Genomic DNA, 23,598 nt, shown 5'->3' with positions numbered 1-23,598 from the left:
TCACGCCCAGAGCAAGGCGGTGGCCGCGAGGCCCGAGATCGCGATCAGCAAGGCCGCGATCCCGATGGTGAGGATGCGCGGCATCATCGGGATCTCGGCATGGGCGAGACGCGCCCGGATCGCCCGGTCCCGCCATGCGGCGCCGGCGAACGAGGCAAGCGCGCAGCCGATCAACGTGAGCGACAGCACCTTCAGCGGCCAGACCGCCAGCACCTCCCGCAGGAAGCGCTGCGCGGCCAAGCCGACGCCCAGAAAGGCGAGCCCGGTTCGAAGCCACGCCACGAACGTACGCTCGGCTGCCAGCACCGTCCGGTCCTCGGCGAGCCTCACCCGCGGGTCGTCGGGGGGCACTGGTTTCGCGGGCTCGCTCATTTGATGTTCGCCGTCGCGATCAGGTCGAGAAGCGCGTCGGCGGCCCGGCTGCGGTAGCGCTCCTTGTGGCGCAGCACCCGGAACGGCCGGCTCGGTAAGTCGAACGCCGCCCGCACCAGGGTCCCGGTTCGAAGCGCTGCGGCGACCACGGTCTCGGACAGGACGGCGGCCCCGCCCCCGGCCTCGACGGCGGCGCGCACTGCCTCGTTCGAGGGCAGTTCGAGCATGACCCGGAGCTGGGCCGCGGCAAGGCCGGCCGCACCCAGGGTCGCCTCGAAGGCCGAGCGGGTTCCCGATCCCGCTTCGCGCAGCACCCAGTCGGCCCCGGCGAGGTCTTCGGGTGCGAGTGCAGCCGCCCCGGCGAAGGGATGGTTTGGGGCGACCACGAGGACGAGTTTGTCCTGGGCGATGGTCGTGCTTGCGAGCGTCGGGTCGTCCAGCGCCCCCTCGACGAAGCCGAGTTCGGCCTGCCCCGCGCGCACCGCGTCGGCGGCGTCGGTGGTGTTGCCCACCGCCAACCGGATAGCGATCTCAGGGTAGGCCCGGCGGAAGGCGACGAGGTGGCGAGGCAGCCAGTCGCTGGCGATGGTCTGGCTGGCAAAAAGCGCCAGCGTCCCGCGTCGTAGGCCGCTGAGGTCGGCGAGCACAAGTTCGGCGGCCTCGGCCCGGGCGAGCACGGCGCGGGCCTCGACGAGGAACACGCGCCCTGCTTCGGTCAGCTCGATCCCGCGGCCAACCCGGTGAAACAGCTTCGTCGCGTGCCGCCCCTCGATGTTGGCGATCGCCGTGCTGACCGCCGACTGGACGAGGTTCAGCGCCTCGGCGGCCCGCGTCACGTGCTGTCGCTCGGCCACCGCCACGAAGATGCGAAGCTGATCGAGGGTCATGGCTGCCGACGATCCGGCGCGAGGCCGCGGACGTGCGCATCGACCGCCTGCGCGACGGAGAGCAGCCGGGCCTCGTCGGTGCGGCCGGTGACGACGTATGACATGCCACCATCGACCCAGGAGAAGGCAGCGATGTCGCCCTCGCGGGCGAAGCGGAAGAGCGTGCGGCCGTCGCCGTCACCGACGCGGCTGTAGAGCGTCAGCCGGGTGCCGCGGTCGTCGTCGTACATCAACATCGCCGCGGGCTCGGTGCCGGCCGGCAACAGGCGCCCGCCCATCAGCCGGAAGCCCTGCGCCGAGAGGTCGGGGGCCGCGACCGCGTGACCGAGACGCTTCGAGAGCCACGTCACGAGGTGGGGCTTCTCGTCGGCGCGCACCTCCACCGGATGCACCGCCTCGACCACGAAGGTGCGGAAGGCTGCGACCGCGTCCTGCGTCGCCGGTGCCTCCGCCACCGCCGCCGCCGCGGGCACACCGTGCAGGGCATGGCCAACCCAGCCGCCGGCACTGCCGAGCGCGAGGCAGAGCACGGCCGCAGCCGCCATGGGGAACCAGCGTGCGCCAGGGTACAGGTGTCGCGAGCGGATGTTGGCCACCCGCAGTCGCGCCGGGATCGCCTCCTCGGCGATCGGCGCGAGGCGGGCGCGCAGGCGCTCGCGCAGAACTCGGTCCGTCGAGACTTCAGCCGCACGCGCGGGGTTCCCCACGAGCCACGCCTCGACCAGCGCCTGCCGCTCCGGTTCAAGGCGGCCGTCGATCAGGCCGTGCAGATCGTCCTCGCCGACCGGGCGCGGATCCCCGCTCATTTAACCCTCCTCAGCAGGCCTGTCCTGCCCGTCTCCACAAATCCGCGCATCCGCGTGCGCGCCCGGCTCAATCGTGACATCACCGTGCCGAGCGGCACCCCGAGCACCTGTGCCGCTTCGGCATAGGACAGGTCCTCCACCGCCACGAGGAGCAACACCGAGCGCTGCTCCTCGGGCAGGGTGTCGAGCCCTGCGAGTACGTCACGGGCTCCCAAAGCTGCCCCCGGGTCGGCGCTCGGATCGGGCACCTGCTCCAACGCTTCCGCGCCGAGATCGGCGCCGCGCCGGCCCCGGCGTCGGACGGCGGCGAGGAACAGGTTGCGCTCGATCGTGAACAACCACGCCCGCAGGTCGCCGTCGCGGCGACGCCCGGACCAGGCGGACAATGCCCGCTCCAGGGTGTCCTGGACGAGGTCGTCCGCCGCTTCGCGATCCCGAAGAAGCGCGACCGCGTAGCGCCGCAGGGCCGGGATCTGCGGTTCGATCAGGGGGGCGATCTCGTCCAACGACGTGTCCCAATCAGAGGGAGCCGATCCGGGCATTCACCGATCAGGGCTTTGCGATGTGCCACGCACCGTTGAGGAAGCCGTCACCGGTGGTGTCGCCCGGCTTGGTGTCCTTGGCGAAGGTGTAGAGCGGCTTGCCCTTGTAGGCCCACTGCATCGTGCCGTCGTCCCGGGTCACCGTCGTCCAATCGCCGGAGGCCGCCGATCCGGAGGCAGCCGTCAGGGCCGGCCAGTTGGCGGCGCAGGGGCCGTTGCACATCGACTTGCCGCCCATGTCCTTGTCAAAGGTGTAGAGGGTCATGCTCTTGGCATCCACGAGCGCCGGCCCCTTGGCGGTCTCGGCCGTCATGGCGGGCGCGGCGGCCTGGGCGGCCACGGCGGAGAAGGCGATAGCCGCGAAGGCGGTGCGGATCAGCAGATTGCGCATGGGTGAAGTCTCCCGCGGTCGAGCATGACCGCATCGGGAGGGATGCGAAACGGGCGCCTTTATTCCGCTGACACACGAAAAAAGGCGATCCCATCGGCGCGAACGCTTTTTCGGCCCCGCCGCGGAATAAAGGCGGTCCTCTGGCATCCCTTCCATTGATACCGGATCGCGAGGAGGCCGCATGCGCGGAGCACTGGGATTTGCCGTGACGTCGGCGCTGATGGCGAGCGGCCTCGTCGGCGGCCGGATGATGATGCGCCCGACGCTGGCCGCCAGCGAGCCTCCGGCCGCGTCGTCAACGTCGTTCGACGCGATGATGGCGCAGTCGATGACGCGGATGCACGCCGACATGATGGTCCCGCCCTCGGGCGATCCCGACCGCGATTTCGCCGCGATGATGATCCCCCACCACGAGGGCGCGATCGCGATGGCCAAGGCGGAGCTGCTCTACGGCAAGGATCCGGTCCTGCGTCGCCTCGCGCAGGGAATCGTCGTCGAGCAGGGCCAGGAGATCGATGTGATGCGCCGTGCGCTCGCCAGTCTTCCTAAAGCGCCGCAGCCATCGACTGGTGCGGCCCATTCCCACGACCACAGTGCAGCCCCCGCCGCCATGCCCTCGGAGACCCGCCGATGAAGACCGCCCTGACTATCCTCGCCCTCGCGCTGCTCTCCGGCCCGGCGCTCGCCGGGCAGGCCCCGGGCGCAGCTTCCGCCCCGGACGTGCCGGTTAGCGGCAAGGATCGGTTCTACACCTCCGACCAGTTCTCCAACACGGTCTCGGTGGTCGATCCCGCCGCCAACACCCTGCTCGGGGTGATCCGGCTCGGCGACCCGACGCCGATGAACCTGAGCCCGCTCTATCGCGGGCAGCTTCTGGTTCACGGCATGGGCTTCTCGCCGGACCACAGGACCCTGCTCGCGGTCTCGATCGGTTCGAACTCCGTGAGCTTCATAGACACGGCGACCAACGCGGTCCGCCACACCGCCTATGTCGGCCGCTCGCCGCACGAAGCCTTCTTCACGCCGGACGGCCGAGAGGTTTGGGTGAGCGTGCGCGGCGAGGACCATATCGCGGTGCTCGATGCCGCCACCGCCAAGGAGACCCGCCGGATCACCGTACCGAACGGGCCCGGCATGACGATCTTCTCGCCGGACGGCGCCTACGGCTACGTCTGCTCCAGCTTCAGCCCCGAGACCGTCGTCATCGACACCAAGACCCACACCATCGTCGGCCGCGTGAAGCAAGAGAGCCCGTTCTGCCCCGACATCGCCGCGACGCCGGACGGCAAGCAGGTGTGGTTCACCCTTAAGGATGTCGGCCGCACCCAAGTGTTTTCGGCGCGTCCGCCCTTCGCGCCGCTGAAGACGATCGAGACCGGGCCGATCACCAACCACGTCAACATCGTCTCGACCAAGGCCGGCCAGTTCGCCTACGTGACGATCGGCGGCCTGAACCAGCTCAAGGTGTTCCGCACCGACGACTTCTCTCAGGTCGCCACCATCGCGACCGGCGCCCTGCCGCACGGGCTCTGGCCCTCGGGCGACGGCAGCCGCGTCTATGTCGGCCTGGAGAACGCCGACATGGCGGCGGTGATCGACACGGCGTCGAACACGGTGATCGCTGAGGTGCCGATCGGGCAGGGTCCGCAGGGCGTCGCCTACGTCCCGAACGCCGTGCCGGAGGGCGACGGAAAGCAGAACCTCCAGCCGCTGGGTGCTGCCGGCAAGACCAGCGCGCTGACGCTCACCGGTTCCGATGACAAGCCGGCGACGCAGGTCACCCTGTTCGACCAAGGCGTGCTGCAAACGCTACAGGCCGCGGTCACAGGACTGCCCGCGAAAATGCCCTTCGTGCTGGCGCTCGCCGCCAATCCGAAGGGAGCGACCGGCCTGGAGCCGCTCGCCGCCTTCATGACCAACCCGGCCGGCGCGGCCATCGTCAACGCGATCGGCCCGATCCGACAGGTCACCCGCACGGATGCCGGCGCTAGCCGGCGCTACCTCGTGGTGGTCTCGGGCAAGCCCGGTGAACTCGGCAGTGTCGTCCAGATGCAGACTGTGGATTGATCGAGTGGGGGGCGCTAGTTCGGAAGGCGAACACTCATAAGAGTACCTTGGCGGCGCGAGCCCAGTTTCGATGTCTGCTTTCGAGAACGACGTCGGACTGCTTCTACGGCGCAGTTGGGTCGATAGGAGGCTGTCCGCTTTTCCAGCGGGCCTACTCCAAAGCGGTCATTCCGTTTTCGGCCAGAAGGAGAATTAAAGGGACCGTCGCCTGGCAGGGGAACATGCCATTTCTGCCACTGTCGGGCTCACCGGCGAAAAGCTGAACGTTCGCCAGGGCCAGCGCGTCCGCGGTCGGGGCGCTGTCCTTTAAGATCAGGAACTGGTCGATCTCTGACAGTTCCGCCAAGCGGGCGCGGAGCCGGCCTTCCACTAGCCCTTCTGCTCTGTTGCGTAAAGCTCCTTGTCTGTGGTTTACTGGCGTACTCTCACCCCTTTAGCGTAAATTTAATTACTCTCTCCAGTACGCTTGTTTGCTTTTCTACGAGTGTTACAGTTATGTTATCTTGGCTGCGCTTGCGGTCTGTATGAGTTCTGTCATCACTGTAATCTGCCGAGCTGGATTTTTCTCCACTGGCCGAATGATTATGGTTTTCTTCAGTTTCTGTGAAATAGTATCCTGGTTGATCTGCCAAGATTTCCTCTATCTTCTCCAATCTGCTTGTAATCCTTTTAATGTAATCAGTAAATTTAGACAATTCGTCTGTATCAAGAACGCAAAATGAGTCCTCTAATAAATATTTAACATAATCGATGTGTTGTGTGATTTGAAGTTTGCATGCATCGCTGATTGATAATGGCTCCGTTCCCCTTGGGCCGCTCTGCTTGACTATTACACCTAGCCGAACAAGATCGGTCACGACGCTACTGACAGTGCTTGGCGAGCTTCCTGTTTTTAACGACAGCTCTTTTGCCGTTAAAGACCCGTGCTCACTCAGGCGCCATATAATGTTTTGCGCAAGCCGGTTTTTCGACAGCGCGAATGCTTTGTCCAATACAGAATGATTTTTACGGCGCAATGTTCCAAGTAGCTGATCTAACTCTAAATAGATAGCCCCGCTCTTGCTTGGAATGATTTGACCTACGCTTACCGGAACCGGAAGTGAAGCTTTCTCGTCGTCTGACATGACATCGGTTCTCCTACCCAGCGGAAGAGGCCGATTTAAAGAGAAATGATTGCGAACCAGTTCACGGTCGAACTGGTCAATCTGCGAACTGGTTAGAATAGGAAAGCGAAGGTCTCGCTGGTGGTGCGGCCTTGCAGCCCCTCGCGCAGGCGCGCGTACACCAACTCGTCCGCCAACAGGCAGCACGGCCTAGTGCGCATCCTGGGGCCTCGGTCCATCAGTGTGCCGGACCGAAAGCAGGCGGACCCCGCCATCGGCGCGACGGACCGATGGGATGGGATGGCAGGCCGGCGTCGGCCCGCGGCTCATCGCGCTTATGGGCAGGCATGGGTATCCATGGTCCAGGAATGGGGGCACGTGGACCCCGGCCAAAGGCACGCCGGTCCCCATCCCAGGTCCATAGCGAGCCCATGGGGCTGTGGCCGGTCATGGCTTGAAATCAGGGGCTTAGGCCGTCCGCGTGGGGGCGGCCGGCCCATGGCTGTCCCATGGGGGCGCATGGGCGCGGGATGGGCCTATCGGCCGCTCAGGCCCCGGTCGGACAGGATGCGGCCGAGGCGCTGCCGCACGGCCTCGTCGAACCGGATGGGCAGGTCCTCGTGCGCCTTCCGCACGATGCCCTGGAAATCGAACCTCGGCCGTCGGTACTCCTCCTGCGGGTAGGCGGCCACGAGCAGGCGGGGGGCGGAGAGGTTGTGGACCTGCCTCACGCCGCGGCGGCGGGGGCCGGTCGCCTTGGTCCTCTCGGGCCGCTCCCAGATGCCCTGCGTGCCCCACAGGGGGGTGAAGAAGACGCCCCGGCGCTTGGCGTCCCTGGCGCGGGTGGTCCTGTGGACGGACGTGCCCTTGCCCTTGGGGGCGGCCCGGCGGGACAGGCCCCTCAGGACGTTCCGGCGCAGCCCCCCGGAGGCGGGGTCGACGAGCTCCTCGGCCACGGGCATGAACAGCCATGTCTGGCCGGGACCGATGTTGCCGGGCACGCGGGTGCCCCCCCGGATCTGGAAGGCGTAGTACGCCGACTGCCGGTCCCGGATGTAGATCCTGGCGGTCATGTCGCCGTTGAGCCTGGCCCGGGTGTAGCCGAAGGCGTTCCGGACCGTGAAGTCCGCGGGGCGGTCGAAGACCTTCTTGGCCTCGTCCCGCAGCGCGTCCCGGGCGGCGAAGACGACGCCGTTGAGGGAGTAGCTCGCGGCGAACGGGAGCTCGTCCTTGGCGAAGCCCTGGAGCTGGCGGGCCCAGGACAGCGTGTTCACGCGGAACCGGAGGTCGACGAGGGGGCGTTGGCTGGCCATGCCCGGCAGGCTGCAGAGGGCTCCGGAACCGCGCTAGGGATGGGTGCTCAACACCCACCCCCCGGTCAGTCCTGCCGGGGAGCGAGCCGGTCCGCCAGAGCCGCGTGGATCGCTTCGCGCCGGAGCGAGACTCCTCCGTGAGCCTTGCCCCTGAGGGCGCGGGCAGCGCCTGTGAGGATGTCCGCGAGGTCGGCGTGCCGGCGGACGGCCCCTTGCCCTGCGGGGGCCACGAGAGCGTCCCGGAGGGCATCCACGATGGCGGCGTCGAGCTGCCGGGGATCGGGCGCGCCGCGGTCCCTCAGGGCCTGGCGCTCGTCGCGCTTGCGCTGGCGGTCGGCATCGCGACGGACGGCCCGGGAGGACAGGGCCGGGCCGGAGGAGGCCATCGACATCGAGTGGGACGGGGACGGGGACGGGATCATGGGGCCGATCCTGCCGCCCGGGCTGGCAAGCCACCAGGGGCCTGAAACGACGACACCCCGCCCAGGATGCCCGGAGCGGGGTGTGTGTCCTGGCGGACATTGTGGTGCAACGCGGCCAGTCCCGGGAGGCTCGCGCCGCCCATGCCCTCAATGTAGACGCGTCGAGGGCGAGGGACAATGCCCGAGCATGCGAAGCGGCTGGCGGGGCCGGGGCTTGAGGGGCCTGTAAACTGCCTCCCGGGTAGGCACGCGACCGAAAGTGATCCCGTCTTCAAGCTCGCCTTGGAGCATGTGTATGGCGAATTCCAGGGCGTCCCGGCGAACGCGCAGCCGCATCGTCATGTCGACCCGGCCGACGCGTGCGAGGTCATGCCAGAATAGGCCCTGCAGGCGCTTGGCGTGGTCCAGGTAGCGCTGCCCGGGAGGGAGGGGATATTCCGCGACGAGCCGGCCGAAGTGTCGGGCCAAGTCGGGGTTCACGTCCGCCTCGATCCAGGCGGGGGTGGGCTGCGGGGTGGGTTCGGGGGCCTGAGCGGCGGGCGGGCTCACAGGCGAGGCTACGCCACCTGATAGAGTGCGTGACGGAACTGAGACGGTATCGACGGCCTCGAACTGGATTGCGGGAGCCGCGGGGAACGCCTGCATCGCGCGGTAGACGGTGGCCCGGGAGCAGTCCAGCAGCGCGGCGATCTCTGCCACCGGCAGGCCCGTCGCCGTCGAGATCTCGCGGGCGAGGCGGGCGACCTCGGACAGCGTGCCGGCATGCTCGGGGCGAGCGACGGCCCCGGCGCGGCGCCGGGCGTGGGCCTGCCGCTCGGCCGGGGTGAGCGAGACGCCGGCGTCGGTGCCGGGGATCAGGCGGACGAGGCCGGCTTCCCGTGCCAGCGCCTCGGTCAGCCCGAGCTCGGCGATGATGGTGTCGTCACGGTGCCAGTAGAGCGGGCTCACCTGGCGACCCCGGTACTCAACCGTCTCGCCCGCCTCATGCCGGCGCAGGCGCTGTTCGACGGGCCGCAGGGCACTGCGCAAGGCCTTCTCGGAGAGCCCGACGAGCGGAGCGAGCTCGGCTGCCCATGATGCCGCGTCGCCGCCCATGCCGGCCCTCGCACGCGCGCACGAGATATGATGCGCCATCAGGGTCCGGATCCTCATCGCCTCCATGAGCTCCGGCCCGAGGTGGAGGGCGAGCCGCATCAATTCCTGCTCGTTGGCGGCATGCCGGCCGTATGCGATCCGGACGCGGCGCTCGGCCACCGGCCGGCCCTCGGCCTCGGCGCGGGCCCGGCGGGCTTCCCGGGCGGCATCGCGCTCCGCGAAGTACACCTCGGTCTCGGCGCGCGTGTAGGGCAGGACCGAATCGGCGAAGGGCTCGAAGGACTGCCGCTCGACGTCCGCCCAGGAATCCGGCCACACCAGCCTGACGCGCTCGCCCGACTTTGGGTTGATGGAGCCGGCGACCCTGTGAACGCGGGCGAGATCGCCGACGGCGCGGTCGATGTCCATGCCGTCCCATAGGGCTGTCATGGCGGCCGCCTTGGCCCTGACGCGGTCGCTGCCGGCGCCGCGGCCGGTCGAGACTGCCTCGCCCCACAGGCAGCGCAGGGCGCGGCGGACGCGGCCCTGGACGCGCGGCGGCAGGGGCGTCTCGGACAGCCAGACGAGCCACAGGCCCCGGCCGGAGTGGAGCACGTACGAGGGGCGCGGGACGCCGGCGTCGTCGAGGCGTTGCAGGACGATGCCAGCCACGATCTCGGGGGGCATGCCGCGGAAGGGCGACGTCGGCCCGATCTCCAAGTCGGCCCAGGCGAAGGCGTTGAGGCAGGCGATGTCGTCGCCGCGGCGGTGGCCGTTGAACCGCTGGAGGCTGACGAAACCCGCCTGCAGCGCGTCGGCGGAGGTGGCGAGCTCGCGGCCGGTGAGGGCGACGCTGCCGTCGAACTCGGGGCTCAGGACGGCGGCGCATCCGCGCGAGCGTGCGGGGTGCAGGATGGCGAGGTGTGCCGCCCGGGCGGCCAGAGCGGCGCGCTCGGCAGACGCGGCGGCGACCTTGGCATCAGGGGCGGACGGACGAGCCAGGACCGCCGCCGCGCGCCGGGACGCAGACGCCGCGGAGCGTGCGCGCATCTCGGCCGCGAGCTCGCTCTCGGGGAGCATGAATGCGGGGATCTCGGGGATGACGTATTCGGGGCGGGGCTGCATGCTCTGTCCGGGACGAAGGCCGCCGCGGGGCACCACACCCGTCGACAAGGATAGATTTGACCGTCCGTCCGCCTCGCACAAGCCCGCCGCGGCCGTCGTGAGGGTCGCCGGTTAACGCCACCCGGGCCGGCGATCTGACCCAGACCAACGGCATACGATCAGGCCCGTCCGCGCCCCTGGAAGCCCGCCGCGGCACCGATCAGGCCCGATCCGGCGACTCCGCGCAGCCAACCCCGCGGCCCTGCGTCAGGCCGGTCCTGGGTCCTCGGACCGCGTGAACGCGAAACTGCGTAGACGTCTCCGAGGACCCGGCCGGCCGGCCGCGGCCGGCGGGATCCAGGGCCTCAAGGACCGAATCGCCGGTCCTCACGACGAATCGACGGTTGGTTCCCGGCTCTTACCGTGCGCGGTCCCGCGGCCTCCGGATGATCGAGCTTGCATCCACCGCAGGCCACACGATGTCCGCCCCGTCCCCCGTCCCCCGTCCCCCCCCCAACGTCCGTGTCGGCCGCTCCGGCGGCCTGCGGGCGATCGCCACGAACCATTCGGTCCGCCGCTACGTCGAGCGCTCCCTGGGGATCGGCGAGGAGGCACTCGCCGGCCTGGATGACGCCGCGGCGGTCGAGGTGCTGTTCAAGCAGGGCAAGTGGTTGGTCCCCCGCCGGGACTTCACCCTCTTGGGCGTGTTCGAGGTCAAGATCGAGGAGGGGCCCGGCGGCATCGCCTACGTGCAGACGTTCGTCACGCCCCGGGGCATGACGTACATCGCCGGCCTCTTGAAGAAGCGGGACCTGAAGCGCGAGCGCGAGGCGGCCGCCCGGACGCAGGGCGAGCTCGGCATCTGAAACGGTGCAAGCAATCGATAGCTAACCCGTCCTCCCTTCCATCAGGGCCGGCGGCACACGCCCCGGCCCTCCTTCCCGGACACCCCCCATGGATGCCCTCAACCTGCTTGGCGACGACGTCGTCGAGACCAACTGCGTGTGGGAGCAGCGCGGCCGCTCGTGCCGCCTGCTCCTCACGTGCGCGCAGACCGACGAGCTCGGCGTCGAGCCCTGGGCTTGGCCGAAGGTCGACCCGGGCCGCGCGATCTACTGCGCCGTGTACCGCCTGCCTGGGAACCTGCACGCTCGATACGCCGGCCGGCCGCCGACGCCGGCGGATTATGATGCCGCCCGCGCGGACCCCGCCGGCGTGGCGCTCGGCCTCATCCGCGAGGACCTGGCGCAGCTTGTGGACATCAGCCGATCCACCGCTGCGTGAGATCGCCGGGCGGGGGGCTGCGCGCTACTTGTGGTGAATGATCTCCGACGCCGCCCAGGTCGCCGCCGTCTATACCTCGGGCGGTGTCGTCGCCTTTCTCCTGGCCGCCGCGTTCTTCCGACAGCCCTTGACCCGGGCCATTGACCGTTGGAGGGGCGCCAACCTCGGCAAGGACAGGTCCATCGACTTATCGGGTGAGGCGGCCGCCCAGGTCGAGGCCCAGAAAAAGGCGACGCCGCCGGAGACAGAGAACCTGCCCGTCCCGGTGCCGGACCCAGCGGCCCGTCTGCCGGCGGAGGCGCCCCCGCCCAACCCCGTATTCTCGCCCCTGGAGGCCGACCTTCGCCGCCGCATCGAGCAGGCTGTGCCCGGCGGCGTGGACGTCCAGATGGCCTGGGCCCTGCGCATCGCCGTCGCGGCGCAAGTCGAGAGCGGCCACGAGCAGACATATAGGCTGATATTTGGCAGCCAGATCTCCGCCCTGAAACAGTTGAATACACTTGGTCCGCTGACGCTTCGGCAGGCCCGCGAAATCTTTAACATCACGGCCATCCGCAACTACCCGGAGACCTTCAAGGATGACGACTTCGCAGCCTGGGGCGGATACCTGATTAACCGGGGTCTTGTGTTGCTGGAGCCCGGGGAGCCGACCGACGACACAAAGGCTTTCCTGACGCCCTTGGGAAAGGACTTCCTGCACTTCCTCGTCGGACGTGGTCTGCCCGACTACAAGTGGGGCTAGTCCCCCGTCCCGATGTCGACGGTCCCCTCGGCGCAGCCGGGCGCGTTGCCGAAGAGTTTCCGGCTGCGCTCGTTGAACACGAGCCTGCCCATCTTTCCCAGGTCGATGAGGATCAGCCCCATCGACCGCGCGGCCGCCCCGGTCCCTGTTCGGGCGCGCCACTTGCCCACCCGGGTGTCGCGGGTCTCGCAGCGCGCCGTGACCGCCCATTCGCCTGGGCCGGTCCGCTCGAATGACAGTGAGGTCGTCAGCTCGTCGTGACCGCGGCGCTCCTTCGTGCCGGCCTGCCAGCGCAATTGATCCATGGGGCCAGCCGCCGCCGTTCCGGCCGCCACGAGGGCGGTCAGGGAAATCAGGGTACGCATCACTCTACCTCTTGTGGGTTGCCCTGTGCGCCCGCGGGCGGCCTACGTGCGACCGCCCCGCATGCGGTTTGTCATTTGGGGGGCCGATCGCATGCCGTTTGTCCGCCGCGCATGCGTTTTGTCAGCCGTCGGGCACCCCAACGGTTTGACACCGCCGGCGTCAGAATCATGCGATCCGACACCGGCGCGAACCATTCGACACCGATTACCGGCGGTCGAGCCCATAGTCTGGAAGGCCGTTGAGGAGGTCGTCGATCTCCTCGTCCGACGGCGGCGTGTAGGGGACAGCCTCCGGCTCGGGCTCGGGCTCGGGCGCCAGGGTGGGGGCCGGCTCGCCCAAGCGGTAGAACCGCCCCTCGGTCCTGACCCAGCCATCCCCGCGGGCGATGATGGGCGACGTCCACACGTACGTGCTGCCCAGGCGCGGATGGCCAGTGACGTTCCCCCGCAGGCAGGGCTTATCAGTGCGTGGGTACGTCGTGTCTTCCCACTGGTCGATGAACGGCGCGTCCGCGAGATCCGCCGGCGTCGGCGTCCAGCCGGAGGCGAGGAGATCCTCGTCCCGTGCCCGGGACCTGTTGCGCTCTGCGATCTCCGCGAGCGACGGACGGCGAAACCTCATAGCTGGACCCCCCTGCTGTAGTGGATGTCGATGCACCGTCCCAGTCTGAGCAGGCCTGTCGCATAGCACCATGCCCACCCCTGGATTTCGCCGCCCGGCTCGTCTTCGATCATCTGCACCGGGCTGGTCGTGACCCGGGCCCCATCGGGGTATCGCGGGTGCCCTGAGATGATGCCGGTGAGCACCGCCCCATCCGCCGCGCGGTCATCGGGTTCGAGGAGCCACTCGTCCAACACGGGCGCCGACGAGATGCGGTACAGGTCGGCCGGCAGGCGGCCCGGGTAGCGATGTCTCAGCGACATTCGAGCCCCCATGCAGTGCCGTCCGGATCAAAATACAGCCACCGGCACGCCGTGACCTGCATCCCGCCCGCCGTCACGAAGGAGGTGTGACGGTACGGGTCGAAGAAGACCTGCTCACCCACCAGGGTGCCATCCATGCCAAGCCCGTGGGGCAGGTACTCCCGGTGGCCCCGCGCCCAGGCACAGACCTCCCGCTGTCCCCGGGCGCGGATGCGCTCGACCGCCGGGACGCTGACCATAAGGGTCGCGCAGCTCAGGCAGGCCTGAGGAGTGTGGTAGAGGACCCTGCCGTTCACACGCACCGACCACAGGCGCTTGCGCGTGTGCCAGTAGACGTCGAACAGGAGAAGCGGGCTGTAGTAGGCGTAACCGTCCGTCACGACACGCGTCCCGTGCGCTCGGGGTGAGTGAAACAGGCCGCCCGGCACAGAACCCCGGCCTTCCGGACCGCGAGCTCGGGGTCGATCTCGCCGGCCAGGAGCTCGCGCTCCAGCTGGTAGGTGAACAGGACCGCCGCGGCGGCGGCCGCCTCGTTCACCTGCCGGAGCTCGATGCGGTTAGACACGAGCCGGCGGTTGATCAGGATCAGGCGCTCCGGGCGCACGGGCTCGATGAGGGAGATCGTCATGACGGCCTCCATCAATGCCGAGCCACGGGGGCGCTGTCGCGCGCCTGGAGGAGGCGGGCGACCAGGCGCTGGAGCCGGCGGACCGAGCCACCGCGCCAAGCGTCCTGCAGGGCGTTGAGCTCCTCGTGGTCGAGGTCGCCCCACCGCTCATCCAGGCCGAGCTCACGGCACGCCTGCCGGGCCAGCGCGGGGGCCAGGAGGCCGAGGTGCTCCGGACCCGGCTCGCTCACCCGCACGACCGTCATGCGGTCGAGGAGCGAGCTCACGACGCCGTCGGTCGAGTTGCCGGTGACGACGTACAGCATGTGGCTGTAGTCGACCTCCCCGAGGAGGTACGGCGAGCGCCACGACCGAGCCGTCTCCGGCTCCAGCAGGCCGTGCATCAGGTCATGGGGGTGCCCCCCGCTGGTGCGCGAACCGGCCGCCTTTTCGAACTCGTCAACGAGCAGGAGCCCGGATGCCTTAAGCGCCTTCGCGAGCAGCGCCTCGATGGGCCCCGGGTGCGCCGAGGACCAACGGATCGACGTACCTCCGATCACCGACGAATCGCTCGCCGCGTCGAGGTTGATCCGGGCGAAGGGAAGGCCGCTGGCCTGGGCGGCCAGCCGGCTGATCAGGGACTTGCCGGCGCCGGCGGGTCCGGCGATGTAGACCGCCCCGTGGCTCCAGTGAGTGCGGCCGCCCTGCGTCGCCCGGATGGCACGGATGGCCGGGGCCAGCCACGGGGCCTTCGCGATCAGCCCCTCCTGCCACGCATTCCAGTCGACCGGGACCTCGACCCGCGGCAGGGCAGCGCCCAGGGCATCCCCGAGCAGGCGCTTCACGTCCCGCTCGTTCTCCGACTTGCCGACGCCGGCGAGGATCTCTCGCGGGAACACCACGACGCCGGCGGAGGGCGCCGCCACAGGCTCGTCGAGGAGGTCGGACACGATGCGCTCCGCGCGGTCCTCGTCGCGGTCGCGGGGGTCCAGCCCCGTGTCGTCGCGAACCTGGCCGAGCGGCGGGTTGGCGTCGACACCGCGCATGAATTCGGTTGTCTCGGCGCGGGCGCAGAGATCGAGCCAGCCGCTGTCGCGCGCCAGCCGGCGGTGGACCGGCTCGTCGGTCCTGTAGGTCCCGAGCAGTATCTGGTGCCCGGTGTACGAGCACTCGGCCGCCGTCACCGCGAGCGCCCGCCTGCGAGCGTCGTCGATCTCCTCGATGGCGGCGACGTCTGCGACGTGCATGGCGATGCACGATGACGTGTAGTCACCTAGCCACATGGCGGCGAACCGGGCCCGGGCCCCGATCTCCCGGACGGCGTCGAGCACGTCCTCGGGGAGGCCGCCCTGCCGCACGACCGCGTCGCACGTGTCGGCCAGGGCCAGGACAGCCGGCAGCGTCAGGTCTGCTTGGACGACCGCGTCGAGGACCGCCTTGACCGACTCGGGCAGGCCCTTGCGCGACAGGCCGCCGACCCACGCGGCGGTGTCGCGGTACGGGTTGTGCCAGACGAGCGGCCAGCCCAGCAGCAGTTGCTGCAGGCTCGGCGGGTAGACGGTGCTGGCGGGAGGCGCAAGCGCAAGGTCGCTCGCGCGGGCGCGCTGCGCCCGACGGTTGTCGGCGGTCATCTGGTCTGCTCCCAGGACGGCCGCCCCGAGGGCAGCCTGCTAAGGGGGGTCTACGATAGCGGGGGCGGGTTAAGGTTTCGTATCGCGCCTGGCGCGGGCCTCGGCGGAATCCGCCTGCATCTCGGCGACGAGCTCCATAGCCCGCGCCATCAGGGCGTCGAGGCGCTCCTGCAGCAACTGCTGCCCCTGCGGTGACATGCGGCCGGGCGAGATCGTCATGGCGTCCGGATCGCCCTCGGCCTCGCCCTCGGCGACGGCTTCGTCCCATGTCCACGCCACGGCCAGCATCAGGTGGCCGAGCGCCCGCGGCGACCGGCTCGACCCGGCGCGCCCGAGCAGGGCGAGGATGGCCGGGGGCAGGCCGTGCGTCATGATGCGCCCCCGCATCATCGAGCGGGCGTTCATGCCGGTGATGGCCGACAGATCGCTGCTCCACTCCCGCGGCCCGAACAGCCGCCGGGCCGCGGTGTCGATGGCCTCCCACAGGGCCTCCGCGATGTCCTCGTGCTGCACCGGCCGCCCGTCGATGAGCGGCTGCCGCCCGTCGTACGACAGAACCGCGCCCGCCCGGTCGGCCGTGACGCCGCCAAGGATGGCGAGGCGGGACGGGTCCACGAGCCCGACGGGCGTACCGGTGACGGGCATCCCCGCCGGGATCGGATGGAGCATGATGCGCACGTGGTTTCCTATGGGAGGGCGTGCAGGTCCACGCCGATGACAGTCCGCCTCGCGCCGTTGGCGACCGGCCACAGCGCGAGGCGGACCGTCCAGCGGCGGCCCGCGAGGATGATGATCGGGAGGCGCATCACGCGGAGGCCTCCGCCCCGGTGCGCAGCGCGGCCAGGGTCTCGGCGACGCGGCGGTCCATGTACGCGAGCGCTTCCTGCGCCGACGCGAGCGTCGCGCCCTCGTCCTCATGGCCCGCGCGCCATTCGTCGAGGCGATTGACTGTGCACTCGTACCGGGCGGCGCCGTCGCTGAGCCAGAGGCCGACCGTGGCGCCGATGGCTTTTGGCTGGTCGCCGACGCGAACCGGCCGCTCGAAGAGCAGCAGGAACGCGCACCCGTCCGAGTGGAGAGGCGCAGGGGCGGAAACGTGGATCTCGGGGTGGTAGCCGGCCTCGATCAGCGGGGTGACGAGGGGCCGGACGCGCTCGCAGAAATGGATGCGCGGGCCTGCAGTGGTCATGGGGTGTCCCTCTGTGGACTGGAGGCGACCGAGCCGCCCTGCCAGGAATGTCGTTTTAGCGCGACGAAACAGCCGGCACAACGGGTGATGTCGGCCCGCCGGAGCGCCAGGGTTAATGCCGGCCCGGCACCCGTTCTCCGGCGCAAAGCCTCCCCCACCTGTCGGCATGGTTACCGGTCCGTCGACAGAGGTTAACGCGATCTCAGAAACCGCCCTGTGGATTGACTTCTGTAGAGGGCATTCGGGCTGAGTAGCCCCCGAATGACTCACACAGAAGACACCGCGAAAGTATTCACCATCGCGGCGGTTAACCTGTCCGTCGCCTTGACTTCCGCGCAGTCCGTGTCCGGCGCTGCGTAAGGCACCCCACTCAGCCCGGATGGACGAATCCGGCATGGGTGCTTCTCGCGGGGACGGCCTCCCCGGGGAGGCGCCCGGGAAGCTGGCACCTGGACACGGTCGACATGGTCGAGGTGCATGACCTCGCGGTGCGCGTCGCGGCCCTGTCGCCGGACGGCGTCTCCTCGTTCGAGGCCGAGGTCGCGATGCTGCGGGGCGAGCGGGCCCGCGCCGAGGAGGAGCGCCTCGCCCGGCTGAAGGCCATGGCCGACCACGAGGTGGTCGCGACCGTCCTGCTGTGGGTCCAGCCGGATCCCCGGGACGTGCTCCGGCACCTGCGCGAGGCCGGGTTCGTACGCGGGACAGACTTGTTGGAGGCTGCCTACCGCGCTGGGTTCGCGGCTTCGGGCGAGGGTTGGAACGGCGAGTACCCTGGCGACGCCGACCGGGATCCCACCTTTGACGACCGCCTCCGTGCAAACCTGGCGAACGTGATCCGGAAGGCCTGAGCCATGGCGACCGACGAGAACCCACACGCCTACTGTACGTGGTGCGGCACCGTCCCGAACCGGGCCCATGGCGAGGTCGAGTGCACGTCGCGCGCGCAGGCGATCGGCTGTGCCTGGCTGACCGGCGTCGACCGGCTGCTGGCTGAGGACCCTCAGACCGAGAGCGCCGCGAAGGAAGCGCGGGCCCGACGACAGGCCCGGGCTCGGGCAGTCGAGGCCTGATCATGGGCACCTGCTGGTATCAGCCCGACGGGGGCGTCATGCCGCCGGGGATCTACGTCGAGGACGAGGCCACGTTCGAGGCGCTGGCGAAGGCGCCCGGCATCGAGCGCGTCCCGAACGGATGGACGCAGCGCGTGGGCGACGATCCGACGTGGCGGCCGCACCTCACCTTCAACGGGATGACCGTTCGCGTCGCGACGCCGCTTGAGGCCGAGGCCCTGCGCGCGCTGGCAACCGAGCAGCGCGAGGCCAAGGCCAAGGCTGAGACCCTCGTTCATGTCTGGGCACCGTGGCTGAAGGCGATGGCCGGGTCCTACGACGCGGCCGCCAACCGGATGGTGACCGCGGAACGTATGGCGGCGCGCCAGGCCCTGCGAGAGGCCGCGCGGGCCATGCCCAGGCCGCGGCTCCGGCCGGATGGGCACAACCGCCGGGCCCGGCGTGCCGCCGCGGCGACGGCGAGGAGGGCTTGATGGCCGCCCCCAAGAAGGACCTCATGGCCTGGTGCGAGGAGCACGCACGCCTTCTGCCCGGGCGGCGCGACGAACCCCGCGATGGTCCGTTGCGCCTGTACCCGTTCCAGCAGGCCATCCTCGACGCCATGTCCGAGCCCGGCGTGAAGCTCGTCATCCACAGACCAAGGCGGGACACCGACCTACCGGCCGTGGGGACATTCCATGGTTGAGCGACCCACGAAACTGTTTGGGGTCGGCGAGTATCATGACGATCTTGGGACTATTCACAGGCGAATAATCCGCGCCGCGAGCTCGCGATATCCACAGATGCGCGGGTAAGTATTTGGGGTCTGGTAGTGGAAATCCGTTAAGCATGTCACCATGTGCCCGGCTGCAATGGCTGGGAGATGCCAATTGGCGAACCTCGACGCGCTTTTCGATAGAACGGGTGGCGGCTACTGGAAGTCCCGCTCCGACGACGAGTTGCTCCAGACACAATTCACGACAGACGATCCTGAGAGCCTCGAAAGCGTCTCGGATGATCCGCCGCCGGACGAGGAGGCGACGGTCGAATTAGCCTACGACGTCGCCGGTCGGGACGCAGGACGGGCGCAATGCGTGTTCTGTCGGTACCCCAACCACGACAAGGGCGTCGTCATGCTGTTCCGGTCCGGACAGCGCCGGCTGGTCGGACGCGATTGCGCCCGCAAACACTACGGCGTCGCCTTCGATGCCATGGCCCGAGATTTCGACGCCGCCCAGGACAGGGCCAGCTACGTCGAGCGGCAGCGGCGGGCGGTGTCGGAGCGGCACGACATCGTCGCACTCCTGCGGGCGATGCGAGCCGACCCGGCGATCCGGGAGTTTTCAGATACGCGGCGTCGGCTGCGTGATTTCATGGGGCCGAAGTTGTGGCCCCGCTTTGAACGTATGGCAGATCAGGGCGAGATCCTGGGCGGCGGCCCCGCAACCGCGTTGAGGAATGGTCAACTCACAATCCTGATCGGGTCGAGCAGGCCCGGTGGCATTGCCGGCGCGGATCTTGTCCGGACAGGCCCCTCAGTCGCCCAGCGGCTGGAGGCGATCGAGGCTGAGTTGGAGACCGTCATCGCCGGGCTCCGGGGGGCCGGAAACGCGACACGGGAGATCCGGTCTGGCCTCGTCCGGCTCGTTGAACTCCTGAAGGCCGTCGAGGCGGAGCGGGTGCGGATGCGATCCGTAACCGCCTTCTTCGAGGACGCGAACCTCGGCCGCGTAGCGCATTGGATGCGGTCGTTCGGACGCAACGGCGTTGCGGTGGATGTCCTGCCGTACCGCTTGGTCGACGATCACGCCCGATCGGAATGTGGGCCACCTAAGGACTACACGATACCCGGGAAGAGCCTGGTGGCCGCGATGCGCGAGGCTGTAGTCCTGGCCCCGCAGACAAAGCGGCGAAGGGCAGCGTGACGGGCTAGCGCAGATTCTCCAGCCCCTCCCGCACGGCCGCCTCGACCGCTTCGCCCAGGCCGTCCGTCTCCCGGCCATGCTCCCGAGTCTCGTACAGGCTGGCGGGCTCGCCCTGGCGCTCCACGAGGACGGTGCTGCGCTTCAGGCCGACCAAGACGCGGACGACGACGTCCACATGCCGGCCGGCGCCGGGGCCGTCCTCGACGGGGTACAGGACAGGCTCGCTCATGCCGGCAGGGTCGCAGCTCGCCCGCGAAAGCGAAAGGGCCCGGGGAGGTCATTCCCTAGCCCTTCGAGATTTCGTGCCGCCCATACGCGCCAGGTAACGAGTTCCGCGGGGGTCTCGATACGCCTGGCGCGCAGCCGGAGAAGACCAGCATCCCACTGTGGTCCGGCTTTGTCCCTTGCTCTCGGGGGCTGCTGCAGCAGCCCGGTCCTACCCTAGGGGAATGAGGCGATGATCGCCTGGACGGGGGATTCGTCAACGGCCCCCTCGGTGCCGGCGGAATTCGGCCCCGCCCAAGAACCGGCCCCGCCCAAACCCCGCCCAAGGCCCGAACATGGAAAAGGCGCCACGTGGGCGCCTCGGAGAAAATCGTTGAAGCTGCGAGGGTTATTTGGTGGGCGCACTAGGGTTCGAACCTAGGACCCGCTGATTAAGAGTCAGCTGCTCTACCAACTGAGCTATGCGCCCGATCGCTGTTGCGATCGCCCGGCGGCCACCAAGTCCGCTGGGGTGGCGGGCTGATACCAACGCCGCCGGGGGCTGTCCACCCCCGGCGGCCGCTTTTTCTCATTCCGCGGCAGCATGCTGTGCATGCACGCGCACGGCATGGGCCGCGAGCTTGTTCAGCGCCGAGAGATACGCCTTCGCGGACGCGACCAGCGTGTCCGGATCGGCGCCGCGGGCCGTGACGCTCCGGTCGCCATCACGCAAGCGGACCGAGACCTCCGCCTGCGCGTCCGTGCCGCCGGTCACGGCGTGGACCTGATAGAGTTCCAGCTGCGCCTGATGGGGCACCAGGGCCGTGATCGCGTTGAACACGGCATCGACCGGACCATTGCCCTCGGCTTCCTCGACCCGCGTGCCGGTTTCGTCAGCCAAGCGCAGGGTCGCGCGCTGCGGTCCCCGCGTGCCGGCCATCACAGACAGCGAGACGAGACGGATCCGATCGTGAGCCGTGGCGAGGTTCTCGTCGACCAGCGCCTCGATGTCCTCGTCGTAGACGTGCTTCTTGCGATCGGCGAGCGCTTTGAACCGCTCGAAGGCGTCCTGGAACTGATTGTCGGACAGGTGCAGGCCGAGATCCTCCAGCTTCGAGCGGAACGCCGCCCGGCCCGAGTGCTTGCCCATCACCAGGGAGGTCTTGGTCAGGCCGACCGAGGCCGGAGTCATGATCTCGTAAGTCTCGGAATTCTTGAGCATGCCGTCCTGATGGATGCCGCTCTCGTGGGCGAAGGCGTTGCGGCCGACGATCGCCTTGTTGAACTGCACCGGGAAGTTCGTGGCGTGGCTCACGAGCTTCGAGGCGCGCGTCAGCATCGTCGACTCGACGCCGGTCTCGTAGGGCAGCACGTCGGCGCGCGTGCGCAGCGCCATCACGATCTCCTCGAGCGCGGCGTTTCCGGCCCGCTCGCCGATGCCATTGATCGTGCACTCGACCTGACGGGCGCCCCCCTCGATCCCGGCCAGGGAGTTGGCGATCGCGAGGCCGAGATCATTGTGGCAATGGACCGAGAACACCGCCTTGTCGGCATTCGGCACCCGCTCGCGCACGCTCGCGAACATGTCGCGATACTCGTTGGGCGTGGCGTAGCCCACCGTGTCGGGCAGGTTGATCGTCGTGGCACCGGCTTTGATCGCAGCCTCGACGCAGCGGCACAGGTAGTCGATCGGCGTCCGGGTCGCGTCCATGGCCGACCATTCCACATCCTCGACGAGGTCGCGGGCCTGTGCCACGGTTTTCAGGATGATCTCGACAACCTCGTCCTGACTCTTGCGCATCTGATGCGCGAGGTGGATCGGCGAGGTCGACACGAAGGTGTGGATCCGGGCGCGCCGGGCGTGGCGCACGGCCTCGCCGGCCCGGGCGATGTCGGCGGGGATCGCGCGGGCGAGGCCCGCGATCGTCGCGCGCTTGGTGCGTCGGGCGATCTCCGAGACCGCCTCGAAATCGCCGATCGAGGCGATCGGGAAGCCGGCCTCGATGACGTCGACGCCCATCGTGTCGAGGAGTTCGGCCACCGCCAGCTTCTCGTCGAAGGTCATCGTGGCGCCGGGGCACTGCTCGCCGTCGCGCAGCGTGGTGTCGAAGATCACGATCCGGTCGCGGGCCGAAGTGGTGCTGGTGGTCGAAGTCATGGCGTTACCCTGTCGCGGGCCGCCCGGCTCTCGGCGCGGTACGGCGTGGTGCCCGAAGGGGCGGGATCGCGAATGGAAAATCTCCCCTGAAGGCCCAGGCGCGCGCCCGGACGGCCCTCAGGGGCGGGTAAGCAGAAGCGGAAGAGCAAGCCCGACGCGGCGCGCGCGCGACCGCGGCGCCGTCACTGCGGCGCGGGCGGTCTCGGGCGCTGAGCCGGCTCTGGCCAAGGCTCGTCTCTCCTATCGGCGGCCCACGCGGGAAGCTCTCACGGCGCGGTGCAGCCCGTAGGTATCTCCGGAGCCGCAGGAACACAAGCGCGACGGGCGGGAGGCCGAATCCCACTCGCTGACTCACGCGCGCACTGCCTCCTGCCCAGGCCGCTCAGCGCAGATGTCCGAGGCCAGATCGTCGTAGAAGATCATCTGGCAGGCCGCCCAGAGTTCGAATTCCTCCAGCAGCGAGGGATCGAAGTACGTGAGGCTGCGGCCGGCGGTCCGGAACCATCCGGCCGCTTCGGCCTCCTGCAGCAGATTGCCCACATGCGCGCGGGACACCCGCAGGCGATCCGCCAGCACGCGCAGGCTCAGCGGCGTCGCCGCCGGAGCGTCCGGCACCGAGGCTGCGTACTGCGCGCCGGCGACCGCGACGAGCAGGGGGTAGCCGCAGTCCCGGTTCGTGAGGGCGAGAATCCGGGGGAACGGTTCGGTCAGCATCCCATGCCGCAGAACATGGCGCGCCGATCGATAGACGAGTTCGCCGAGGCGTTCGGGCTCGGCGAGTGCCCCGGCGAGCGCGGGCTGCCTATCCGCCAGCCTGTCCATGGCCGCGACGAAGAGACGTCCGGACCGACCGATCTCGGCCACGAGGGGAGAAGCTGCCCGCAGACATTTCAGCCGGGCGTCGTCGGGATCTGCCTCGACGGTGACGAAACGGGCGGCCTTCAACGTCGCCACGAAGGCGGCGGTCTGGCGGGCGCTGGATCCGATAAGGGCCTGCAGCGTGGTGAGGGTCGGAGGCGGGCCGCCGTGATGGCGCCATGCGTGATCGTTGTGGATCAGCATGAACGAGACGCGATACCGTCCGGCCCGGTTGAGCATCTTGTGTGTCGGCCAAACGATTTCGGTCGGCTCGATGGCATCCCGGCAGTATCCAGCCATTATAATACGAAATTCTGGCTTATTGATAATCTCATATATTCGAGAGAAGAACGCATCGCCAAGCATAGTTGGCCTGAAGGCCTTCTTTATGCGGATCCGGCCTGAGCCTATCGCGAGCCCGTCCCCGGATATTCCTGCAAAGTTTGGACTCTGCAAGTCAAGCCGGAAGACGGTACCAAGGCAATGGCTTGGATCGGAGCCGACGCGCAGGACAACCGCCGCAGATCGATGGTGAAACTCGCACTCGGCCCGTCCGGAATCCAGTTTCATCGGGAGCTATG

At 68.9% G+C, this 23,598-nt stretch carries 31 protein-coding genes and 1 tRNA gene; 10 read left to right on the top strand and 22 right to left on the bottom strand.

Annotation, left to right across the window (positions count from 1 at the left end; all coding sequences use genetic code 11):
* Genes JOE48_RS23860 through JOE48_RS23840 form a run of 5 tightly spaced genes read right to left on the bottom strand, consistent with a single transcriptional unit; the run spans window position 1 to window position 2,998 of the window.
* Entirely contained in the window at window positions 1-372 is a 372-nt protein-coding gene (locus tag JOE48_RS23860; RefSeq protein WP_007557749.1) for a YidH family protein, read from the bottom strand.
* Window positions 369-1,259 carry a LysR family transcriptional regulator gene (locus tag JOE48_RS23855; protein ID WP_007557747.1) on the bottom strand — a complete coding sequence of 297 codons (891 nt, stop codon included), beginning with the start codon at window positions 1,257-1,259 and terminating at the stop codon, window positions 369-371. Before JOE48_RS23855 ends, JOE48_RS23860 begins: the two co-directional genes overlap by 4 nt.
* Window positions 1,256-2,065 carry an anti-sigma factor family protein gene (locus tag JOE48_RS23850; protein WP_007557745.1) on the bottom strand — a complete coding sequence of 270 codons (810 nt, stop codon included), beginning with the start codon at window positions 2,063-2,065 and terminating at the stop codon, window positions 1,256-1,258. Before JOE48_RS23850 ends, JOE48_RS23855 begins: the two co-directional genes overlap by 4 nt.
* A complete protein-coding gene (locus JOE48_RS23845; protein WP_007557743.1) occupies window positions 2,062-2,571 on the bottom strand; it encodes an RNA polymerase sigma factor in 510 nt (169 codons plus the stop codon). The genes JOE48_RS23850 and JOE48_RS23845 overlap by 4 nt, the downstream gene beginning before the upstream one ends.
* Window positions 2,572-2,614: 43 nt before the next feature.
* Window positions 2,615-2,998: a hypothetical protein gene (locus tag JOE48_RS23840; protein ID WP_007557741.1), complete on the bottom strand. Its 384-nt coding sequence runs from the start codon at window positions 2,996-2,998 to the stop codon at window positions 2,615-2,617.
* A gap of 181 nt (window positions 2,999-3,179) precedes the next feature.
* On the opposite strand from JOE48_RS23840, the gene JOE48_RS23835 reads away from it, so the two are divergent.
* Complete coding sequence (locus JOE48_RS23835; protein ID WP_007557739.1) at window positions 3,180-3,632, top strand: DUF305 domain-containing protein; 453 nt, start codon at window positions 3,180-3,182, stop codon at window positions 3,630-3,632.
* Entirely contained in the window at window positions 3,629-5,065 is a 1,437-nt protein-coding gene (locus JOE48_RS23830; protein WP_007557737.1) for a YncE family protein, read from the top strand. The genes JOE48_RS23835 and JOE48_RS23830 overlap by 4 nt, the downstream gene beginning before the upstream one ends.
* A 151-nt stretch (window positions 5,066-5,216) precedes the next feature.
* Here the strand turns inward: JOE48_RS23830 and JOE48_RS23825 are convergent, their stop codons facing one another.
* The 5 genes from JOE48_RS23825 to JOE48_RS23805 all read right to left on the bottom strand — a co-directional run bounded on the left by JOE48_RS23825 (window position 5,217) and on the right by JOE48_RS23805 (window position 10,102).
* Window positions 5,217-5,435, bottom strand: a complete 219-nt coding sequence (locus JOE48_RS23825; RefSeq protein ID WP_210033457.1) for a hypothetical protein — start codon at window positions 5,433-5,435, stop codon at window positions 5,217-5,219.
* A gap of 55 nt (window positions 5,436-5,490) precedes the next feature.
* Entirely contained in the window at window positions 5,491-6,189 is a 699-nt protein-coding gene (locus JOE48_RS23820) for a winged helix-turn-helix transcriptional regulator (protein WP_210033455.1), read from the bottom strand.
* 515 nt (window positions 6,190-6,704) lie between these two features.
* Window positions 6,705-7,481, bottom strand: a complete 777-nt coding sequence (locus JOE48_RS23815; protein ID WP_210033453.1) for a hypothetical protein — start codon at window positions 7,479-7,481, stop codon at window positions 6,705-6,707.
* Window positions 7,482-7,546: 65 nt separating this feature from the next.
* Complete coding sequence (locus tag JOE48_RS23810; protein ID WP_210033452.1) at window positions 7,547-7,903, bottom strand: hypothetical protein; 357 nt, start codon at window positions 7,901-7,903, stop codon at window positions 7,547-7,549.
* Window positions 7,904-8,050: 147 nt separating this feature from the next.
* Complete coding sequence (locus JOE48_RS23805; RefSeq protein WP_210033451.1) at window positions 8,051-10,102, bottom strand: helix-turn-helix domain-containing protein; 2,052 nt, start codon at window positions 10,100-10,102, stop codon at window positions 8,051-8,053.
* A 458-nt stretch (window positions 10,103-10,560) separates the two neighbouring features.
* Between JOE48_RS23805 and JOE48_RS23800 the strand changes: the two genes are divergently transcribed.
* The 3 genes from JOE48_RS23800 to JOE48_RS23790 all read left to right on the top strand — a co-directional run bounded on the left by JOE48_RS23800 (window position 10,561) and on the right by JOE48_RS23790 (window position 12,107).
* Window positions 10,561-10,947: a hypothetical protein gene (locus JOE48_RS23800; RefSeq protein ID WP_210033450.1), complete on the top strand. Its 387-nt coding sequence runs from the start codon at window positions 10,561-10,563 to the stop codon at window positions 10,945-10,947.
* A gap of 88 nt (window positions 10,948-11,035) precedes the next feature.
* Entirely contained in the window at window positions 11,036-11,365 is a 330-nt protein-coding gene (locus JOE48_RS23795; protein WP_210033449.1) for a hypothetical protein, read from the top strand.
* A 37-nt stretch (window positions 11,366-11,402) separates the two neighbouring features.
* Entirely contained in the window at window positions 11,403-12,107 is a 705-nt protein-coding gene (locus tag JOE48_RS23790) for a hypothetical protein (protein ID WP_210033448.1), read from the top strand.
* Here JOE48_RS23790 and JOE48_RS23785 read toward each other — a convergent pair.
* The 8 genes from JOE48_RS23785 to JOE48_RS23755 all read right to left on the bottom strand — a co-directional run bounded on the left by JOE48_RS23785 (window position 12,104) and on the right by JOE48_RS23755 (window position 16,823).
* A complete protein-coding gene (locus JOE48_RS23785) occupies window positions 12,104-12,472 on the bottom strand; it encodes a hypothetical protein (RefSeq protein WP_210033446.1) in 369 nt (122 codons plus the stop codon). The genes JOE48_RS23790 and JOE48_RS23785 overlap by 4 nt on opposite strands.
* Before the next feature lie 205 nt (window positions 12,473-12,677).
* On the bottom strand, window positions 12,678-13,094 hold the full coding sequence (locus JOE48_RS23780) for a DUF6634 family protein (protein WP_210033444.1): 417 nt from the start codon (window positions 13,092-13,094) through the stop codon (window positions 12,678-12,680).
* A gap of 292 nt (window positions 13,095-13,386) precedes the next feature.
* Window positions 13,387-13,776, bottom strand: a complete 390-nt coding sequence (locus tag JOE48_RS23775; protein WP_210033442.1) for a hypothetical protein — start codon at window positions 13,774-13,776, stop codon at window positions 13,387-13,389.
* Window positions 13,773-14,024 (bottom strand): hypothetical protein, encoded by a 252-nt coding sequence (locus JOE48_RS23770; RefSeq protein WP_210033440.1) that lies wholly within the window; start codon window positions 14,022-14,024, stop codon window positions 13,773-13,775. Before JOE48_RS23770 ends, JOE48_RS23775 begins: the two co-directional genes overlap by 4 nt.
* 11 nt (window positions 14,025-14,035) lie before the next feature.
* Window positions 14,036-15,634 carry an AAA family ATPase gene (locus tag JOE48_RS23765; RefSeq protein WP_210033438.1) on the bottom strand — a complete coding sequence of 533 codons (1,599 nt, stop codon included), beginning with the start codon at window positions 15,632-15,634 and terminating at the stop codon, window positions 14,036-14,038.
* Between the two features lie 69 nt (window positions 15,635-15,703).
* On the bottom strand, window positions 15,704-16,312 hold the full coding sequence (locus JOE48_RS23760) for a hypothetical protein (RefSeq protein ID WP_210033436.1): 609 nt from the start codon (window positions 16,310-16,312) through the stop codon (window positions 15,704-15,706).
* A gap of 8 nt (window positions 16,313-16,320) precedes the next feature.
* Window positions 16,321-16,443, bottom strand: coding sequence for a hypothetical protein (locus JOE48_RS30910; protein ID WP_280921335.1), 123 nt, complete (start codon window positions 16,441-16,443; stop codon window positions 16,321-16,323).
* Window positions 16,440-16,823 carry a hypothetical protein gene (locus JOE48_RS23755; protein WP_210033434.1) on the bottom strand — a complete coding sequence of 128 codons (384 nt, stop codon included), beginning with the start codon at window positions 16,821-16,823 and terminating at the stop codon, window positions 16,440-16,442. The genes JOE48_RS30910 and JOE48_RS23755 overlap by 4 nt, the downstream gene beginning before the upstream one ends.
* 464 nt (window positions 16,824-17,287) lie before the next feature.
* Here JOE48_RS23755 and JOE48_RS23750 point away from each other — a divergent pair, with 464 nt between their 5' ends.
* The 5 genes from JOE48_RS23750 to JOE48_RS23730 all read left to right on the top strand — a co-directional run bounded on the left by JOE48_RS23750 (window position 17,288) and on the right by JOE48_RS23730 (window position 19,797).
* Entirely contained in the window at window positions 17,288-17,671 is a 384-nt protein-coding gene (locus JOE48_RS23750; protein ID WP_210033432.1) for a hypothetical protein, read from the top strand.
* A 3-nt stretch (window positions 17,672-17,674) separates the two neighbouring features.
* Entirely contained in the window at window positions 17,675-17,893 is a 219-nt protein-coding gene (locus JOE48_RS23745; RefSeq protein WP_210033430.1) for a hypothetical protein, read from the top strand.
* A 2-nt stretch (window positions 17,894-17,895) separates the two neighbouring features.
* On the top strand, window positions 17,896-18,366 hold the full coding sequence (locus JOE48_RS23740) for a hypothetical protein (RefSeq protein ID WP_210033428.1): 471 nt from the start codon (window positions 17,896-17,898) through the stop codon (window positions 18,364-18,366).
* The gene (locus tag JOE48_RS23735; protein WP_210033426.1) at window positions 18,366-18,578 is read left to right on the top strand and encodes a hypothetical protein; all 213 of its coding nucleotides are present in this window, start codon (window positions 18,366-18,368) and stop codon (window positions 18,576-18,578) included. The genes JOE48_RS23740 and JOE48_RS23735 overlap by 1 nt, the downstream gene beginning before the upstream one ends.
* A 184-nt stretch (window positions 18,579-18,762) precedes the next feature.
* A complete protein-coding gene (locus JOE48_RS23730) occupies window positions 18,763-19,797 on the top strand; it encodes a hypothetical protein (protein ID WP_210033423.1) in 1,035 nt (344 codons plus the stop codon).
* Window positions 19,798-19,801: 4 nt separating this feature from the next.
* Here JOE48_RS23730 and JOE48_RS23725 read toward each other — a convergent pair whose 3' ends face one another.
* The 4 genes from JOE48_RS23725 to JOE48_RS23710 form a co-directional block, all read right to left on the bottom strand.
* Window positions 19,802-20,026 carry a hypothetical protein gene (locus JOE48_RS23725; protein WP_210033421.1) on the bottom strand — a complete coding sequence of 75 codons (225 nt, stop codon included), beginning with the start codon at window positions 20,024-20,026 and terminating at the stop codon, window positions 19,802-19,804.
* A gap of 389 nt (window positions 20,027-20,415) precedes the next feature.
* A tRNA-Lys gene (locus tag JOE48_RS23720) sits at window positions 20,416-20,491 on the bottom strand.
* 99 nt (window positions 20,492-20,590) lie between these two features.
* Window positions 20,591-22,159 (bottom strand): 2-isopropylmalate synthase, encoded by a 1,569-nt coding sequence (locus tag JOE48_RS23715; protein WP_210033419.1) that lies wholly within the window; start codon window positions 22,157-22,159, stop codon window positions 20,591-20,593.
* A gap of 351 nt (window positions 22,160-22,510) precedes the next feature.
* On the bottom strand, window positions 22,511-23,587 hold the full coding sequence (locus JOE48_RS23710) for a hypothetical protein (protein WP_245252936.1): 1,077 nt from the start codon (window positions 23,585-23,587) through the stop codon (window positions 22,511-22,513).
* Between the last annotated feature and the right edge of the window lie 11 nt (window positions 23,588-23,598).

It is taken from the genome of Methylobacterium sp. PvR107 (genome assembly GCF_017833295.1).
Taxonomy (GTDB): Bacteria; Pseudomonadota; Alphaproteobacteria; order Rhizobiales; family Beijerinckiaceae; genus Methylobacterium.
This window is presented reverse-complemented; position numbering and strand designations above follow the sequence as displayed.